The organism is Xanthomonas graminis pv. graminis, assembly GCF_030168915.1.
Lineage (GTDB): Bacteria > Pseudomonadota > Gammaproteobacteria > Xanthomonadales > Xanthomonadaceae > Xanthomonas_A > Xanthomonas_A translucens.
In genome coordinates, this window is the sequence record NZ_CP076255.1 from 2813100 (window position 1) to 2828977 (window position 15878).

General features: G+C 56.9%; 15 protein-coding genes and 1 pseudogene. All 16 read right to left on the reverse strand.

Translation table 11 applies throughout. The features are described 5' to 3' along the window. Positions 1-12 precede the first annotated feature (12 nt). A complete protein-coding gene (locus KHF85_RS12180; RefSeq protein ID WP_284566864.1) occupies positions 13-852 on the reverse strand; it encodes a hypothetical protein in 840 nt (279 codons plus the stop codon). Positions 853-1372: 520 nt separating this feature from the next. After that, positions 1373-1852 carry a DUF4189 domain-containing protein gene (locus tag KHF85_RS12185; RefSeq protein ID WP_284566865.1) on the reverse strand — a complete coding sequence of 160 codons (480 nt, stop codon included), beginning with the start codon at positions 1850-1852 and terminating at the stop codon, positions 1373-1375. 19 nt (positions 1853-1871) lie between these two features. Continuing rightward, positions 1872-2879: pseudogene (locus KHF85_RS12190) on the reverse strand (type IV secretion system protein); the annotation flags it as partial. Positions 2880-3004: 125 nt separating this feature from the next. Then, positions 3005-4069: a peptidoglycan-binding domain-containing protein gene (locus tag KHF85_RS12195; RefSeq protein WP_284566866.1), complete on the reverse strand. Its 1065-nt coding sequence runs from the start codon at positions 4067-4069 to the stop codon at positions 3005-3007. A 266-nt stretch (positions 4070-4335) separates the two neighbouring features. Beyond that, positions 4336-4836 (reverse strand): hypothetical protein, encoded by a 501-nt coding sequence (locus KHF85_RS12200; protein ID WP_284566867.1) that lies wholly within the window; start codon positions 4834-4836, stop codon positions 4336-4338. Positions 4837-4906: 70 nt separating this feature from the next. Then, complete coding sequence (locus tag KHF85_RS12205; protein WP_284566868.1) at positions 4907-5389, reverse strand: DUF4189 domain-containing protein; 483 nt, start codon at positions 5387-5389, stop codon at positions 4907-4909. Between the two features lie 5 nt (positions 5390-5394). Then, positions 5395-6498 (reverse strand): TrbL/VirB6 family protein, encoded by a 1104-nt coding sequence (locus tag KHF85_RS12210; protein WP_284566869.1) that lies wholly within the window; start codon positions 6496-6498, stop codon positions 5395-5397. An 88-nt stretch (positions 6499-6586) separates the two neighbouring features. Beyond that, positions 6587-7363 carry a hypothetical protein gene (locus KHF85_RS12215; RefSeq protein ID WP_284566870.1) on the reverse strand — a complete coding sequence of 259 codons (777 nt, stop codon included), beginning with the start codon at positions 7361-7363 and terminating at the stop codon, positions 6587-6589. Between the two features lie 55 nt (positions 7364-7418). Continuing rightward, complete coding sequence (locus KHF85_RS12220) at positions 7419-9890, reverse strand: VirB4 family type IV secretion/conjugal transfer ATPase (protein WP_284569546.1); 2472 nt, start codon at positions 9888-9890, stop codon at positions 7419-7421. Positions 9891-10061: 171 nt separating this feature from the next. Further along, a complete protein-coding gene (locus KHF85_RS12225; RefSeq protein ID WP_080998910.1) occupies positions 10062-10373 on the reverse strand; it encodes a VirB3 family type IV secretion system protein in 312 nt (103 codons plus the stop codon). After that, positions 10366-10776: a TrbC/VirB2 family protein gene (locus KHF85_RS12230; RefSeq protein ID WP_284566871.1), complete on the reverse strand. Its 411-nt coding sequence runs from the start codon at positions 10774-10776 to the stop codon at positions 10366-10368. The genes KHF85_RS12225 and KHF85_RS12230 overlap by 8 nt, the downstream gene beginning before the upstream one ends. Positions 10777-10848: 72 nt before the next feature. Further along, positions 10849-11733, reverse strand: coding sequence for a lytic transglycosylase domain-containing protein (locus KHF85_RS12235; protein WP_345782157.1), 885 nt, complete (start codon positions 11731-11733; stop codon positions 10849-10851). 134 nt (positions 11734-11867) lie between these two features. Next, entirely contained in the window at positions 11868-12911 is a 1044-nt protein-coding gene (virB11, locus tag KHF85_RS12240) for a P-type DNA transfer ATPase VirB11 (RefSeq protein ID WP_003478787.1), read from the reverse strand. Between the two features lie 18 nt (positions 12912-12929). Then, positions 12930-14111 carry a TrbI/VirB10 family protein gene (locus tag KHF85_RS12245; RefSeq protein WP_284566872.1) on the reverse strand — a complete coding sequence of 394 codons (1182 nt, stop codon included), beginning with the start codon at positions 14109-14111 and terminating at the stop codon, positions 12930-12932. Next, the gene (locus KHF85_RS12250) at positions 14108-14869 is read right to left on the reverse strand and encodes a TrbG/VirB9 family P-type conjugative transfer protein (RefSeq protein WP_053837132.1); all 762 of its coding nucleotides are present in this window, start codon (positions 14867-14869) and stop codon (positions 14108-14110) included. Before KHF85_RS12250 ends, KHF85_RS12245 begins: the two co-directional genes overlap by 4 nt. Next, the gene (locus KHF85_RS12255) at positions 14866-15867 is read right to left on the reverse strand and encodes a VirB8 family type IV secretion system protein (protein ID WP_284566873.1); all 1002 of its coding nucleotides are present in this window, start codon (positions 15865-15867) and stop codon (positions 14866-14868) included. Before KHF85_RS12255 ends, KHF85_RS12250 begins: the two co-directional genes overlap by 4 nt. Between the last annotated feature and the right edge of the window lie 11 nt (positions 15868-15878).

The window sequence follows — 15878 nt, forward strand, 5'->3', positions numbered from 1 at the left end:
TTTATTTGAAAATCAAGGATCCCATGGGTAGACTCCCTTTCTTTCATCATAACTAACCAAACGCGTTCCTAGCACATTACCTGCACGAGTTTGGGTAACTTTTATTGGGTACATTCCCGCAACCACTTTACCATCGCGATCAACTTCTAACGCATTACTCTCATCCGGAGAATTCTCGCTAACACGAGGAATTTCTGATACATCGCGAATTTTTCCACCCATTGGCACCTGGAGCGAGTAACGAGTCACCTGCACTCCCTGCCATACTCCACCTACTGTGGATAACCATCCATGAATGTTAGGACCTACGTCTATCACCTTACTATCACTACAACCACAATCCCCCGCTTGGCCCATATCGATCGCAGGACTAGAGGCAAGAGCGGTCCATTTCTGATTAGCACCCAGGCCAATAAAGAAAAGTCCCTCTAAACCGGGATCAACCTGAGAATAAATTCCAGCTTGCGGATCGCTATGGGTCTGCAAATAAATCCTAGCGCCATCACCGCTATTGATAACATAAGGCGTAGCAGCAACCATACAATAATCCATTGAATCGCCGCCAGCCTGAAAGGAATGACGCCAACAGCCTCGCGACGAGTCGAAATTAGCAGCTCCATAGGCAGAGTTCAGAACGGCCTTGACAATGGAGTCAAGCGCCCCCTTGTCAAGTGGAACTTGTCTATGTGAATTTCCTTCCGTGTGTTGAACTGACTCTACACCGTCGATGTGATATTTATTTTCTGCCAACCCCTGAGCTTCATTAGCAGTAGAATTTACTTTTTTCTCTTGACACGATAAAAGAAAAAAAGAAATAAAGAAAGCAAAAACAGGGAATTTATTTTTATTCATAAATCCAAAATCACCTCAAGAATTTAATATTAAAGCCTAAGTATAATTTTTCCGTTTTCCAGGCCACTGATTTTAGCATAAAACGTTATCTGACCCGCCAACTGCTCCAATTCGCGATCATGGGCAAAGCTGCCGCGTTCGACTAGCAGGCTGCTGAAAAATTTCACAGGATCTATGACTGTCGTCTCGAGATACACCGTTTAGGGGCTTCTGCGTGGAATCTCCGGCATCCTATGTCCGCAGAGGACGCAGAATTCACAGGAGACTGCTCACCGTTCTGGGTTTGTCAGATCCAAATTGGTATTTCAGCAACCGGCTAGAGCTTCCGATTCGCGAAGTGCACCAGGGTACAAAGGATACTGTTGATCATTTAGGTCTGAAAACAGCGGCAGCAACACTGCCGCAGAGTGCTGAGCGAATGTATGCTGTGCGATCGCTTGATTAAGCACCGCACAAGTAAGCCGAAAACACCATCCAACTCTAGGCCATGCTCGCGAAAAAGCGAAATCGGCTGAAGATCTCAATATTTTCTAAAGTAAGGTTTTGAACAGTCCGTACCGACTACAGAGCATTCACCACCAGAAGACTTTTTACACTGACTGAGAGCGCTATCCTTTGCACTATTTTCACTTCCAGCTGTGACAATTTTTCCACCAGTACGGCCATCAGCAGCTCTTACTACTGCTACGCACTGGTTTTTATATGTAGTCACGATCTCGCAATCTGAATTTCCAAAATTTGCGCACAATCTTAGCGCGTTATCTTTAGCCTCTTGTTCGGAGAATTTACCTTTACTACTTCCAATATCCCCACTTGAAGAACTGGCGATTGCACCCCATGTTTTGATCCATTCACCTGTTGGTCGACTCGGCTGAGAAGAAGAGTCAGAATCGGGCAAGCATTGAGAACTGCCCGCAGTAACACCAACGGGACAGGCAGTTTGAGCATATGCACAAAAGCATAAAGAAAGATAAAAACACACGCCAAATATAATTTTCAAGACAATCTCTCCAAAAAAATTAACTTGAATCAGCGTTTCTCAACCTGCCGCCACCTGTCTGTGATCCTGTATCAGATGCAAACTGTGGCTGTCTTGAGCTATGAGTATTGATGGACTGAGACGGATTATAGTCATGAGTAGTTCTTGAAGATGAATCGTAGCCAGGCGCCTGCGGCGTATAAGGCTGCCCCGTCGCCGGATCCTTGCCTACCTGCCCCAGCTGCGAATACGCATTGAACTGCCCCAGCGTGCCCTGGAAGAACGCCGCCGCCATCGGCGGCGCGGTCAGGATCAGCGTGCTCAAGACCAACCCGATGCCTCCCTGCTGCAACGCCATGCTCATCACGCCCTCGCCTGCTGTGCCATTGGTGGCCGCCCACTTCGCAATGAAACCCGCCGCCACCGCCGTCGTCACCTTCGTCGCCAGGCTCACCGTGAACGTCAGCACCGACAACGAAAACATCGTCCCGATCCCGTACAGCAACCACTTCTGGAACAACGACTTCGTCGCATCAAATAGCAGGCACAGGATGAACAACGGCCCAAAGCCGATGAACAACGCGATCGCCAGCTTGTTCAGCAGCAACAGCGAACCGCCCACCACGCCCGGACCGGCCATCCCTATGCCCGAGAACATCCGCGCCCGATCCTTCTCCTTGTCACGCTCCGGATCCCCAGCCGTATTGATCTGGTCGATGATCGTCATCCCCACCTGCATCAACGCCAGGTTCTTGTCGATCTCCTTGTACGGGCTGTCCGACGTCCCCGTCACCGTCTTCACGATCGCGCTGCTCAGCCCGTCCGTCGCCCGCCAGTACAGGCTGGTCTCGTCTCCATGCGGCTTGGCCGCCGACACCATGCCCATCGCCACACCGACAATCAGCGACGCACGTAGCGCCGTCACCACCAACTCCATCGCCGATTGCCGCGACTGGCCCGTGGCCACCTGGTAACCCTTGAACAGCACCCACACCGTCAACGCGCTCATCGCCGTCACTGTCACCCACCACGACATGCGGATCAGGAGCGAACAGCAGGAAGAAGCAGCTAGACGAATCAGTGGTCGCGGACCAAGATCAACTGTAGCCGCGTCTGCGCACAGCGGCAACCAACGGCGCTCAAGGCGCCGTTGGTCTGCTCATAGCGCAAGCCCTAACGCGTCATCGCCGCTGGCGCTCTCGCTTCGCCCTGCTGCGTCTGCGACTGCCGCTGCACTTCCTCGGCCATCTGCCGCGTGCTCTCCTGCAACGGCTGCACCTGCGCCTGCTCGCGATCGACGTACACGCGATGCATCGCCGGATCGTTCAGTTCACCCTGGACCGCGATCAAGCCACGGCCGTCTTTGCTCGGCAAGACATGATCGATCCGATCAAGACCGCTGACCTTGGCCTCGAACGCCATCTGCCCGGCCGCCTGCTCCAAAGCCTGGCGATTGGCGAAACCGCCGTGCTCGCCGAGCTTTTCCAGTTCGCGTACCGAACCCGAGTACAAGGCATGCTGCGGATGGCTGGGGTCCGACAGTAATGGCGCTGCGGCTACAGCGGCGGACTGAGGCGTTGCGGTTTGCTGCGTCGGCGCATGCTGCGCCACGGCCTGATCCAGCGCCGCGCGGGTATTGCGGCCGACGACGCCATCCACATGCAAACCATGCTCGCGCTGGAACTGTTCCACAGCGTAGCGGGTGTTCGGGCCGAAGTCGCCGTCTGGATGCAAGGGTTTGCCATCGCGGCCGGTCAGGCCGAGTTGCGCGAGCTGGCCCTGCATCTGCTTGACGGCGTCGCCACGTTCGCCTGGTTCGAGCTTGCCATCGGCCATCGGCTCGGCACGCTGGGAATGCGATGGTGCCGACAATTGTTGCGCGGGCTGGGAGTTGATCTGTCGCCAAGCATCGTCTGGAGACAAACCGCTCTGGATCGCTTTAGAATAAGACTCACGCATCGCATTTAGCGCCTGCGCTGTCTCCGTATTAGTAATGGAGGAATGATTCGCACCACCAGGGTAATAGCTTCTCCCTGTATCAGGGTTAGCGATACTTGCCCACTCCTGTGATAACGCCTTTTGCGCATCATGAAGTGTCGCACCAGTCTGGCCGGTTATGTATTCCCTTATGGCAGGCCGTTTCTGCGACATAAGATAATCGGAGAAAATTTTATCTTGTACGTCGGGCGTCATCGCCTTGGAACGTTCGATACCCAGCAAATCCACAGCATCTTTCATTGTGCCGGGTATCACTTGGTATCTACCCACCGCAAATAATCGTTGCTCATCACCTCTTGGCAGTGCCTGAGCATCCATCACCTGACCAACTGTCATTGCAGAGAAATCTATAGGGCCATCACTTCCACGGACGCGCTCGCGCCCATCATCGCCGAGATAGGCACCACGATTGTAAGCGTTATATCCTATACGCCCAGACTCGCCACGCTGGATTAGATCAGCTAACGGACTGCTCATAAATCCTCCTTATGAATTAACACCAATCGCTATTTTACAGACTTAACTTCCCATGAAGTGACTTGAAGCCGCGAGTCCTTCCCTGTCACTAGTACATCCTCAATTTCTCCATAAGTCGCAACTGCCAGCAATTTGCCACCATCAGCATCAGCAAACTCCATAAGGCAATATCCATCTCCACTGCATTCACTCAACTCAGGGGCCAATTCGCAAGCTTCACAGCGCTTGGGGTTGGATGAGCAAACTTTCTCAAACGCAGCGCCGACCACTCCCTGCTTGCAAGAGGAATGAGGTTTAGCAAGCCAGCCATTAGTCAGGGCAAGCTTTCTTAAATCTCCGTAAGACATGCCCTTTTTAAAATTATCAAAAATGGAGATCGAATCTTTATTTTTTTTTGAAGCCTTCACTGCAGAGGAATTATCTGCGGCAACAGAAACCCTCTGTTTTGAATCAATAACTGACGACTCAACAGGAGAAGTGCATCCCGATGAAGATAAAAATAGAAAAACCAGAAGAAGATTGCGCAACATAGAATCACCAAATTAAGGGCATTTTCAAACAGTCAGCACTTTAAGAAATCAGCACCACCAATTTCGCCGCTCAATATTTTTTGAAGAAAGGATCCGTGCACTCAGAAAATTTAACTACGCACCCCCCCCCATGCTTCCCACATTCCTTTAGTGCAAAACTTTTAGCAGCAGACTCATCTTTTCCCTTACCAATACTGATACCAGATTCACCAGAGCCAACGGCAGCAATACACTGATTAAAATACGTCGTGATCACACCGCAATCCGACGCACCGGTTTCATAGCACCTATCTAATACATCTCGACGCGCATCTTCTTCGGTGAACTTTCCAGTGGTCGACCATGATCCATGCGCTTCATTGGATGCAGCTAATGCGCCCCACGTCTTTATCCATTCACCAGTGGGACGAGCGGGAGCAGCGTCTTCATCGTCTGGTAGACACTGGCTGCTTCCTGCTTGTACTCCGACTGGGCAGCGAGTCTGCCCGCTTGCATCCAAGCAAAAGCAACACCACACAATAGAAATAAAAATTAAATTAGTTCTTTTATTCATAAAAATTACCCATTATTGCCGTGTGCTCCGCGACTTCCAGGTGCAGCTACTTGGACCTGGGTACTAGGTGTCCTGTTTAGATTATCCAAAGCATTAGCCTCATACTTCTGCACATTCTCGGAACCACCTTGCGAGTTTTTGCTAGGCTCCTGCGGCGTATAAGGCCGCCCCGTCGCTGGATCCTTGCCGGCCTGACCCAGCTGCGAATACGCATTGAACTGCCCCAGCGTGCCCTGGAAGAACGCCGCCGCCATCGGCGGCGCGGCCAGGATCAGCGTGCTCAGTACCAACCCGATCCCTCCCTGCTGCAACGCCATGCTCATCACGCCCTCGCCTGCTGTGCCATTGGTGGCCGCCCACTTCGCAATGAAACCCGCCGCTACCGCCGTCGTCACCTTCGTCGCCAGGCTCACCGTGAACGTCAGCACCGACAACGAAAACATCGTCCCGATCCCGTACAGCAACCACTTCTGGAACAACGACTTCGTCGCATCAAATAGCAGGCACAGGATGAACAACGGCCCAAAGCCGATGAACAACGCGATCGCCAGCTTGTTCAGCAGCAACAGCGAACCGCCCACCACGCCCGGACCGGCCATCCCTATGCCCGAGAACATCCGCGCCCGATCCTTCTCCTTGTCACGCTCCGGATCCCCAGCCGTATTGATCTGGTCGATGATCGTCATCCCCACCTGCATCAGCGCCAGGTTCTTGTCGATCTCCTTGTACGGGCTGTCCGAACTCCCCGTCACCGTCTTCACGATCGCGCTGCTCAGCCCGTCCGTCGCCCGCCAGTACAGGCTGGTCTCGTCTCCATGCGGCTTGGCCGCCGACACCATGCCCATCGCCACACCGACAATCAGCGACGCGCGCAGCGCCGTCACCACCAACTCCATCGCCGATTGCCGCGACTGGCCCGTGGCCACCTGGTAACCCTTGAACAGCACCCACACCGTCAACGCGCTCATCGCCGTCACTGTCACCCACCACGACATGCGGATCAAGAGCGACCACTGAAAATAGTCGATCTCGTCACGCAAGAAGTTGTTGATGAGCGTAAATAACGCATAATTGCCAAGGTTACTCAACAAGCTGGTCACATCCGGCATAAACTACTCCATGGCGCAGCGCATTCATCGCTGAATGCAATTCCTACGAACCGATCCGCTCAAAAAGGAATCGGCACAATGCGAATCATCAATCGATGTTCAATTTTTGGAACCCATCGGGTTTCGACGACTTTGCGGTTTCCAGCGCTCCCGTCATGACCGCACCGCCAATCATTTTGCTCGCTATGTCTCCCAGCCCTTCCCAACCCGGGAACAAACCACCGGCCTGCGTTCCGTCCGCCGATGGCGGTCTCTGGCCATTCATCGCTGCCCGCGCTCCGGCCGACTGCACATCGTTCAGAAATGCAATGCGCTTTTCGTAGGCGAACATCGCCGCCTCGGTCTGTTGGCGGTCGATGTCCATCAACGTCTTCAGTGCGATCAGCTTGTTGGTGTTGTCTTCGAGTTTGCCGATTTGTTCCGGCTGAAGACCCTGACGCTCTTGCTCGATTTCACGAAGGCGCTTCAACCGCTTCTCCGTGATTTCGTACATCGCGACCATATAGTTGTACTGCGAGTTGCGTGTACGCGCGATGATCTCGCAGGTCTTCTGCTGTTCGCTGGAAACAGACGTACCCGACGTGGATTTCGCACATTGCGAAACGCCCTCGTCGTCTTGCCTCTTTACGAGCTTTTCCTTTGGCTTTTCGACTTCCTCGCCGCTTGCATTTTGCTTCGGCTTTGCGCCGAGATTGTGATCTTTACGGATATTGTCGAGCTTTTTGTTCGCATCGTCGAGCTTTGTGTTTCCATCGTTGTCGACCACCTCCCACTGTGCAAGCGCAGTAGCCGGCAGCAACGCGCACAGCGCGAACGCCGCAGCAACGATTCGGAACCGATTGGAAATTTTCATCACGATGTCCATAAATACCTCACCACTGAACTTGTAGAGACACACGCATGACGACCGAAGCACGCAGTCAGACGACCGCTGCCGTGCCCCGGTTATCGGAAGAAGAGGACTTCGCGGGACCGGATTTTCCGGACCCCTTGCGCTTGGCATAAAATTCGCTCAGCCATTGCTGGGGCGTTAGATCATCCGGCGCCACGCCATGCGCCTTGGCCTTTTGCTCGAGCACCTGGTGCATGATTTCGATGTTGTCGGTGGACGCCGAGATGACGGCCAGCGCATCGTCCATGCCGCGCAGATTGAGCTGGCATACCGACGAGCCGTGGCCCTGCTTGACCAGGAAGCAGCGCGAGCGTTCGTCGAGATTGACCACCACCTGGTACTCGGCTTCGGTGAGCTTGAGACCTTCCATGTAGTCTTCCTTGCTGGCGTTCGGGTTCGGCAACAGGATCATGGTGGCGGTCTGCTCGACCAGCGCCGCCGAGATATCGCTGGCCAGCGCGTCTTCCGGGCTCTGCGTGGCGAAGATGCCCATGCCGTTCTGCTTACGGATGGTCTTCTGCTTGTTCTTGGCGAATTCCTTGAGGCCGCCCTTGCCGTCCAGGATCTTCCAGAATTCGTCCATGACGTAGATCAGCGGGCGGCCGTCGATCAAGGCCTCGAGGCGGTGCAACAGATAGTTGATGACCGGTACCCGCACTTCCGGGTTGTCGATGACGTCGGTGTAGTCGAAGCCGATGATGCTGGCCTTTTCCAGGTCGATGGTGTCGACCGGGTTGTCGAATACCCAGCCATGCGAATTGCCCGCGGTCCACTTGCGCATGCGCGCATACAGGCCGTCGTCGCCCATGTTGGGCAGGCTCTTGCGGAAGTTGGTCATGCTGCGCAAGTGCATCGGCGTATCCAGCATGCCTTCCACGCCGCGGAAGATGTCCTCTTCCTCGCGCGAGGTGTACTCGAGCTTGCCGGCCAGGACCTTGATCAGGTCGGCCAGGAACTGCACGTTGGCCTCGCTGCGCTCGCACTGGAACGGGTTGAAACCGGTAGGGCGGCCGTTTTCCAGGGCCAGATAGTTGCCGCCGCAGGCGCGCACGAAGATCTCCGCGCCACGGTCCTTGTCGAAGAAGAAGATGGTCGGGATCGGATCGAATTTCTGTACCTGGCTGAGCAGGAAGTTGATCAACGCGGTCTTACCGGTACCGGACTTGCCGATCACCATGGTGTTGGCGATGGCCTTTTCGCCCAGCGAATTCTCGGCCGGATGCGTGGCATGGAAGTTGAAATAGTACGGCTGACCATTGGTGGTCTGCAGCGTGGTGACGCACTCGCCCCAAGGGTTGTTCTCGCGCTTGCCCTGGGCAAAATTGTGCAACGGCGACAGGCCAAGGAAATTCAGCGAACTGACATTGGCCAGGCGCGTGCGGTACTTCCAGTTGCCCGGAAGCTGCGCATAGAAGGACGACGCGATGGCCAGGTCTTCCTTGGTGGAGACGAACCCGGCGTTGGACAACTCGGCACGTGTGGTCGCGGTCTGCTGCGACAGCTTTTCCTGGGAGTCTGCATAGACGGCGATGGTGAAATGGTATTCGCCGAGCACGAAATTGCCCGACGACAGCTGGTCCATCGCCAGGTCCAGTTCGTGGATCTGGCTCACCGCCTTGTCGCCGGACGAGATCATCATGCCCTTGGTCCGGTCCAGCACCTTCAGCGCATCGTGGCGCCCCATCGGGCTGAAGGAATGGGTCACGACATATTCGAAATCCAGATACTTCAGGCCATTCAGAATGCCCGGATAGGTTCCATCGGTGTATTCCTTGATGTTCAGGATCGCACCGAAGTGGTTGACGCCTTCAGGCGTCTTGATCACGAAGTCGCCGGTCTTGTTGGCGAACATGTGCTTGCTGACCGGCAGGTAGGCGGGAACCGGCGCCTGCAGCACCGGCACCGGCTCATCGATGCGGTTGATGAGGTAGCCGAAGAACTCGAGCGCCTCGGAGAACACGACGCCGTTGCTGGCTTCGTACATGCTGAGCCGGTAAGGCGAGTAGTCCTTCAACACGGCTTCGACGTTGCCGGCCAACTCCATGATCTTGGTGATCGCCTGATCCTGCTCGTTCTGCAGCTGTGCAATATCCGACGATTTGTTCATCAGCCGCTTTCCCGTGACAACAGGGCGGTAGATCATGGTCAGATACAACTCGTTCTGCATGATCTTCTGCGAAGAAAGCGCGCCATAGTATTCGTCCGACAGCGCCTGATTGAAGGCCTGGCGGAACTTTCCGCTCGACTTGATACGCCGGCGGCGGCGCACGTCATGCACCCAGAAGGCCACGTTGGCGAAATCCGGCGCACGTAAGGTCTGCAGCATCCGGTTGAACGTATTATGGCGATGCTCGATCTCCCACTCTTCGCGGCCGACGAACGGCAACCCACCCAGATGCCAGGTCAACATGAAGTCTCCCCCCGTCGTCTTGAGCACTGAAGGCGCCACGTGCGTGGAGATGGGGATGAACTCGCTGATCGACGTATCTGGAATGAACATGGTGGGATGACTCTGAATGCATTTCGTCTTGCCAAGGCCCGACTCGGATGAGACGGGAACAGTCGAACAATTGCTGGTGTACGCACACACCGATGGCCGTGGTGCGGAAACCGAACAACCCCATGCACGAAACCGTTCGTGCATGGGGTCGAGGCACACGGCCAAATCGGGCTACGGCTTGGCGCCTGGAACATTTCTCCTGTACTCATTGGGAGAAAATACCCACATGCCGGAGTAACGCTGCAGGTTGCGCACTCGCATCCTGAGCATCCAGCGCAACCCCAGCATTCTGAATATCATCTCGTCGCGCTTGGTCATCTGCTGCATGACGAAGACGATCACCGGAATGAGCAGCAGCAGCCACATATCGAAATAGATACCCATCAGGAAGCCGCCGCCCGCGCCGATGAAGAACGGGATGTAAGGCACCCCGAAAAACATCGCGGGCCGGGTGCAACCCCGGAAAAGTACGTTCTTATGCATAGTGCAGTACGTGCTGGATGACCTGAATCGCTGCGGAGGCCTTGCACTCCGTCTGACCGGTATCGCCGATCAGCATCTTGGCCAACTGACCAGCCGCGCCGATCAGCACGCCGCCCATCAGCACAGGCGCCACTTCGGAAACGCGCTTGTGCGCGAAAGCGATCTGGTAGCCGGCGAAGACGACCGCAATCGTCACCACAACCACCGACGCCATGTTCAGGATGTTGTTGGTCTTGCCGAGAAAGTTACAAACCTTGGTGTCGGCGCCGGCATACATACCGCCGCCATCCGCCGCCATGACAACGCCGGAGGCGAACACAGCAGCAGTGAAAATCGCGGCCTTCAATGCGGCCATGCCGACTGCCTTCGCGTTCGAATTCACTGCAGATTTGTTGAACTTCATAGTCTATCTCCTTAAGTGGAACAGAGGGGGGATCGAAAAAAGCCATTCGCATGGCAGCACTACTGCTACTGGCTAGAACACAAAAGCTCCGTCGCCTGGGGGCGGCGGACGGTTCAGGCCAGGGACGGCCGCGCCTGCAGCAGGCTGAGGACCACCTGCAGACGCGTGCGAAGCTGAATCGGCTCCGCTAACCGCAGGCATGGCCACTCCCTTGCCGGCACCTGTCGGTCGTATCACGTAGAGATCCGGGTCGGACGCGGCTGCCGGCAACGCGGTGCCGCCGGCGGCGGCGACCACTGCGGCCTGCTGCTGCACCGGCGCCGCGGCGGCGGCCTGGTACAGCGCAGACGGCTGCGGTTGCGCCGCCAGCCCGCTCGCGAGCTGGCTTGCGGCCTCGATGCGGCGCGATACGACCGAATCGAGTTCGCGCACCACCGCGGCTTTCGCAGTCTCGCCAGCAATACGGCGTACACCGGATGAAACCAGAGGAATCGCTCCTGCAGGAATGTCAGCCTGCACGCGCCCCTGGTTGATCGAGGCGTAGACCTTCTGCACGTAGCCGTGCTTGAAACCAGTCTCGAAATTGCCCGAGTAGTAGCAGCTGAAGGATTTCCCCCAATTGCCGCCCGAACGGCTATAGCATTCCGCGAGGATCCTGGAGGCCGCCTGCAGGTTCGGGCAGGTCTTGAAAGCTTTCTCGTAGGAGTCCAGCCCGTACTTCACCAGGTTGTAGCGGTTGACTTGCCCCAGGCCAAGCGAGAAGTTGTAGCCCTTTTCTTCGAGCATGCGCGCTGTGGCGACGGCTTCGGAGATGTTCTGCGGCTGCCGCACCAGGCGACCGCCGACCACACCGATCGCAAAAGGATTGCGCGACGACTCGACGCGCACGACGTGCTGCATCACTTCGGCAGGAACCGCCATTTCGGGGCAACTCAATAGTTCCATGCCTGGCAACATGCCGCGCTTACTCCTGTGTCCATCGACCGTGCCGGCGAATAGCTGGCGAGTCGCAGATGACGCAAACAATCGTGTTCGAAGAGAAAATCAAAGTCAATACGACGCGGTATGGGAGCTCACCTTAATGAACATATTCATTGACCCCCATGGAGCGTGCGCTCCGGATCGAAGTCGATGCCGGTGATATAGCGACGGCCGGCATGCGACTTGATGTGCACCACGATGTCGATGGTCATCATCAGCAGACGCTTGATGACCGAGAACTCAAGGCCCGACCCCTCGGATGACGCCTTCACCATCAAGGCCAACTGATCCCAGGTCTGGCCGATGCTGCCAGCGTGGCAGCTGGTGATGGAGCCAGGGTGACCGGAGGCGCAGTTACGGATGAAGTAGAACGATTCGTCGCCGCGCAACTCCGCCAGGATGATCCGATCCGGCTTCATGCGCAGGCAGGCCTCCATGCAGCTCTTGGCCGTCACGTTACTCGTGCTTTGTCCACCTTTCGAATAGAGCAAATGCACGGAATTGGGTTGGCTGATGAAAAGCTCGCGGGCGTCCTCAATGGTGACCAGACGTTCTTCGTTGGGAATGTGGTTCACCAAGGACTTCATGAATGTGGTCTTGCCGCTGCCGGTGGCGCCGGCGACGACGACGTTCTTCTTGAACAGCACGGCCTTCTTGAAGAACTCGGCGTAGTTCCGCTCGCGCCTGAGCTCAAGCAATTCCCGATCCTGATCGCTGACGCCCGCTTTCTGCTCCAGGATCTCCTCGAAGAATCCGTCTTCCTTGTACTGCTCCAGTGTCTTCGTGTGCTTGGACGGCAAGCGGATCGTGATCGACACCTTGCCTGCATCGCAGGCAGGCGGAATGACGAACTGCGCACGCTGCCCGGTCGGGAAGGTCAGCGACACCACCGGATCGGTATCGGTGATGCGCTGGCCGGTGTTGCTTTCGTTGACCACCGCCGTGCAGAACTGGCGAGCCCGATCGAACGTCAGCGACGGGATGTCCATCTTCTGCCAGCCGCGCAACGTCTCCAGGTACAACTCGCCGGGACGGTTGATGCAGATTTCCGTCACTTCCGGCGAATTCAGGTAATCCAGGATCCCCAGCACCGAGTACTGGTAATCCAGGAAATCCGTGGAGATCTGCGCGGTCGGGGAGTCGTCGAGGGTCACGATGCAGTCTCTACACGATCAACGCGGCAGCACGGCGGTGAAGTCGACGTCTTTTGCCACATAGACGTTGACGACGGTGCCCTGGTTGATGGTCACGGTGGCAGGACGCCGGCGCTCCAATGCCTGTTCGGACAGGCGCTGGATGGCTTGCGCGGTGTTGCTCTCGTACGGCTGCTCGGTCACAACGCCCGAGTTGATACCCACCGTGGTCGTCGCCGGACCATTTTTGGCCGCGGCCCACTTGAACGCATCGCTGAGCATGCTGATCATCAACGCCGAAGAAATCCGGCTCGCCCAATGCGCGCTGTATTGGCCAGGATGACCGGCGCTGCCGAGGTTGTCGACGCCGGGTCCCATCAACGTCACATCGATCCCGGTTGGCGTGGTGATACGGTCCCAGACCACCTGCATCCGCGGACCGGTGGGTTCCAACGAACCATACTGGCCGAGCATCTTTGAGCCCTTCGGCAACAGCAAGCGCCTGCCGTTGATGGAGTAAACCGGCTCGGTGATGATGCAGGACGTGAAACCGGGGAAGTCGGTGATGATCCGCGTCTCCAGCACGCAACGAATATAGGTGCCTCGCACCAGCAGGCCGTCAGGATTGGCGATGGGCTTTGCCGAGGTCTGCTGCTCCTCCTGCATTGCCCCACCCGGCTGCTGCCCGGGCAACATACCGGCAAGTCCGCCACCCTGCTGGCCGCCAGAATCCTGCATTCCGGCCATGCGCCGCTCCAGCAGTGAAGGGCCGCGCTCCTGCCGCGAGGCCGGCGCATTGGATGGGTCGCTATCGGTCGGCATCGGCGGCAACGGCGGCAGGCTGGGCTGCTGCTCGAGCGCTACCGGTTCGGCCTGCTGTGCCGGCAACGGCGCGGCAGTCTGCGGCAACGCAGGCGCGACGACCGCCTCCTGCTTGGGCTTGGGCGGCGGTTCGCTGGTTCCGCTGCCGCCTACCAGCCAGAAGATCGCCAGGATCAGCAACAACGCGATGCCGGCGAGGAAAAACAGCGCCTTCCTGTTGAGCTTCTGAACGTCGCTGGAGCGCAGCACCGGTTCGTTGGCATCGAGATCCGGATCGGCAGCTTGGCGCTGGCGGGCGAAATAGGGATTTTCCTTGCCCGTGTCGCCGGCTTGCGGAGAACGCGGCTGACCCTGTTCGTGGCCGTTATTTTCGTCAGACGGAGGTATGTTCGAGTTCACTTTTGCTTATTCCTACGCAAGCCGACAACATTCTTGCCGTGGCGGACAACCAGGAAAGGATAGGTCCCATGCACGATCAGGGTATTACCCTCGACCGTGGTATTGACCAGGAAATCCTCGTCATTTTCCTTCTCGCGACCGAAGACGGCCGGAAAATTACCTGTCGGAAAGCGCGTCAGATCCATCTTGATGTAAGTGAATTTACCATCGTCGTAGACGCTGCTCGGCACGATCCATGTCTGCTTCGAGCGCGTCGAATAGTCATAATCGAAATAATAATGTCGATCCTTGGACAGGCGGGTATCGAGCTGAGACTCGTTCTTCACCTCGTCTGTGGCCGCAGCGAAACTGGTGTCCTTGGGATAGGTGAAGGTCACCTTGTATTGCACGCCGGCCTGCTTGGCCTGCTCCAGCCGCTGCCAATCCGTGGCGACCACCTTCAATTCCAGGATGTAGGAATGGGTAGCCGTGCGGATCATCATATTGGTGTCGACGTCGACGTTCTTCGGCTTCAGGTAGAAGACGTTTTCGCGCCGGCTCAGTTCCCAGCCGCTGGTAAAACCAGTGCTGTAATCGAGGATCTTCTCGTTCGGGCTCAGTTCGACCTGCGTCGTGATCCCGAGGCCAGTGCGTACCTGGTAGATCTTGTCAGGCTCGTACTCGTACTGCTGGACCACCTGCGCCGAGGCAAGCGGCGCAAACCAGGCCAATGCCAGCATCGCGGCACACGCCGAACCGGTTTTCGTCATGAAACTCATCGAACGTTCGCTCCATTGCCAGTGTTCTGAGGTGCAGCGTTGGGCAGCGGCGGCGCAGCGACGGGCTGCGCACCAGGATAGACAGGCGCCGTGCCGGGCGCGGCCGGAGGTGCCTGCTGCAGGGGCATTGCGCCATTGCTCCCGGGCGCTGCCGGCTGCGTCATCGGCTGGCCTGGTACCTGCTGCGCCGGCGCCTGACCAGGTACCAGTTGCTGGCCGGTCGTAGCGGCTGGCGTCTGCTGAATCGCGCTGGGCGGTGGCGCAGGAATCGCCGCGTAATCGTTGTCGACGCGGTAGTCAGTGACCTGAAAACCCAGTGGATTCTGTACGCGCAGGTCGTCCTTCATGACGACGTTGCCGTTATAGCGGAAGCCCATGATCGCAAACTTGTTGTCCAGCAGCGTGGTCTGCCCGGTCTTCTTGTCGTAGATACTGCGCTGGAAGCGGACATTCGCACCGGTATAAGGCTGGGCACCGCCGCCCAGCAGGTTGATGCTCAGAATATTCACCCGGATGGAACGGACCTTGCCATAGACGAAGTACGGTGCCGAAGGATTGGTCTGCGCATGCAGCGCCTGGTACTCGGCGCCTACCGCGGTCTCCGCCGGCGCCATCGAAAACACCGTGTTCCAGTCGTTGAGACCCATCATCTCGTAGTCGTAGGACTCGCGGGCGGTGATGAAGCGGGCCACGTTGCTTCGGGCCAAGGCCTCGCTCATGGTGATGCTGCGGACCTCGCCCGGATTCTTCAGTACGGAAACCGTAGAGGTTCCGGTATAGGCATCGGCCATCACCAGATACGGAATTTTCTCCTTCAACGGCAGCATGTAGTAATAGCCGCCGCCCAACAGCAGGCACATGACGATCGCGCCGAACGCGACCCACCATGCACGGCGCTCGCTGCGCCGCGCCATGTCAGCGATGCTGATCTCGTAGTTGACAGCCGTTGCAACCGCCTTGTTGACGCTTTCGCTCTCAACTGGTTTTTTACCGAACATCAGACTTCACC

Coding starts and splice junctions, on each gene's coding strand:
- KHF85_RS12180 (WP_284566864.1), bottom strand. CDS start 852: ATGAATAAAAATAAATTCCCTGTTTTTGCTTTCTTTATTTCTTTTTTT.
- KHF85_RS12195 (WP_284566866.1), bottom strand. CDS start 4,069: ATGAAAGATGCTGTGGATTTGCTGGGTATCGAACGTTCCAAGGCGATG.
- KHF85_RS12200 (WP_284566867.1), bottom strand. CDS start 4,836: ATGTTGCGCAATCTTCTTCTGGTTTTTCTATTTTTATCTTCATCGGGA.
- KHF85_RS12205 (WP_284566868.1), bottom strand. CDS start 5,389: ATGAATAAAAGAACTAATTTAATTTTTATTTCTATTGTGTGGTGTTGC.
- KHF85_RS12210 (WP_284566869.1), bottom strand. CDS start 6,498: ATGCCGGATGTGACCAGCTTGTTGAGTAACCTTGGCAATTATGCGTTA.
- KHF85_RS12215 (WP_284566870.1), bottom strand. CDS start 7,363: ATGGACATCGTGATGAAAATTTCCAATCGGTTCCGAATCGTTGCTGCG.
- KHF85_RS12220 (WP_284569546.1), bottom strand. CDS start 9,890: ATGTTCATTCCAGATACGTCGATCAGCGAGTTCATCCCCATCTCCACG.
- KHF85_RS12225 (WP_080998910.1), bottom strand. CDS start 10,373: ATGCATAAGAACGTACTTTTCCGGGGTTGCACCCGGCCCGCGATGTTT.
- KHF85_RS12230 (WP_284566871.1), bottom strand. CDS start 10,776: ATGAAGTTCAACAAATCTGCAGTGAATTCGAACGCGAAGGCAGTCGGC.
- KHF85_RS12235 (WP_345782157.1), bottom strand. CDS start 11,733: ATGTTGCCAGGCATGGAACTATTGAGTTGCCCCGAAATGGCGGTTCCT.
- KHF85_RS12250 (WP_053837132.1), bottom strand. CDS start 14,869: ATGAGTTTCATGACGAAAACCGGTTCGGCGTGTGCCGCGATGCTGGCA.
- KHF85_RS12255 (WP_284566873.1), bottom strand. CDS start 15,867: ATGTTCGGTAAAAAACCAGTTGAGAGCGAAAGCGTCAACAAGGCGGTT.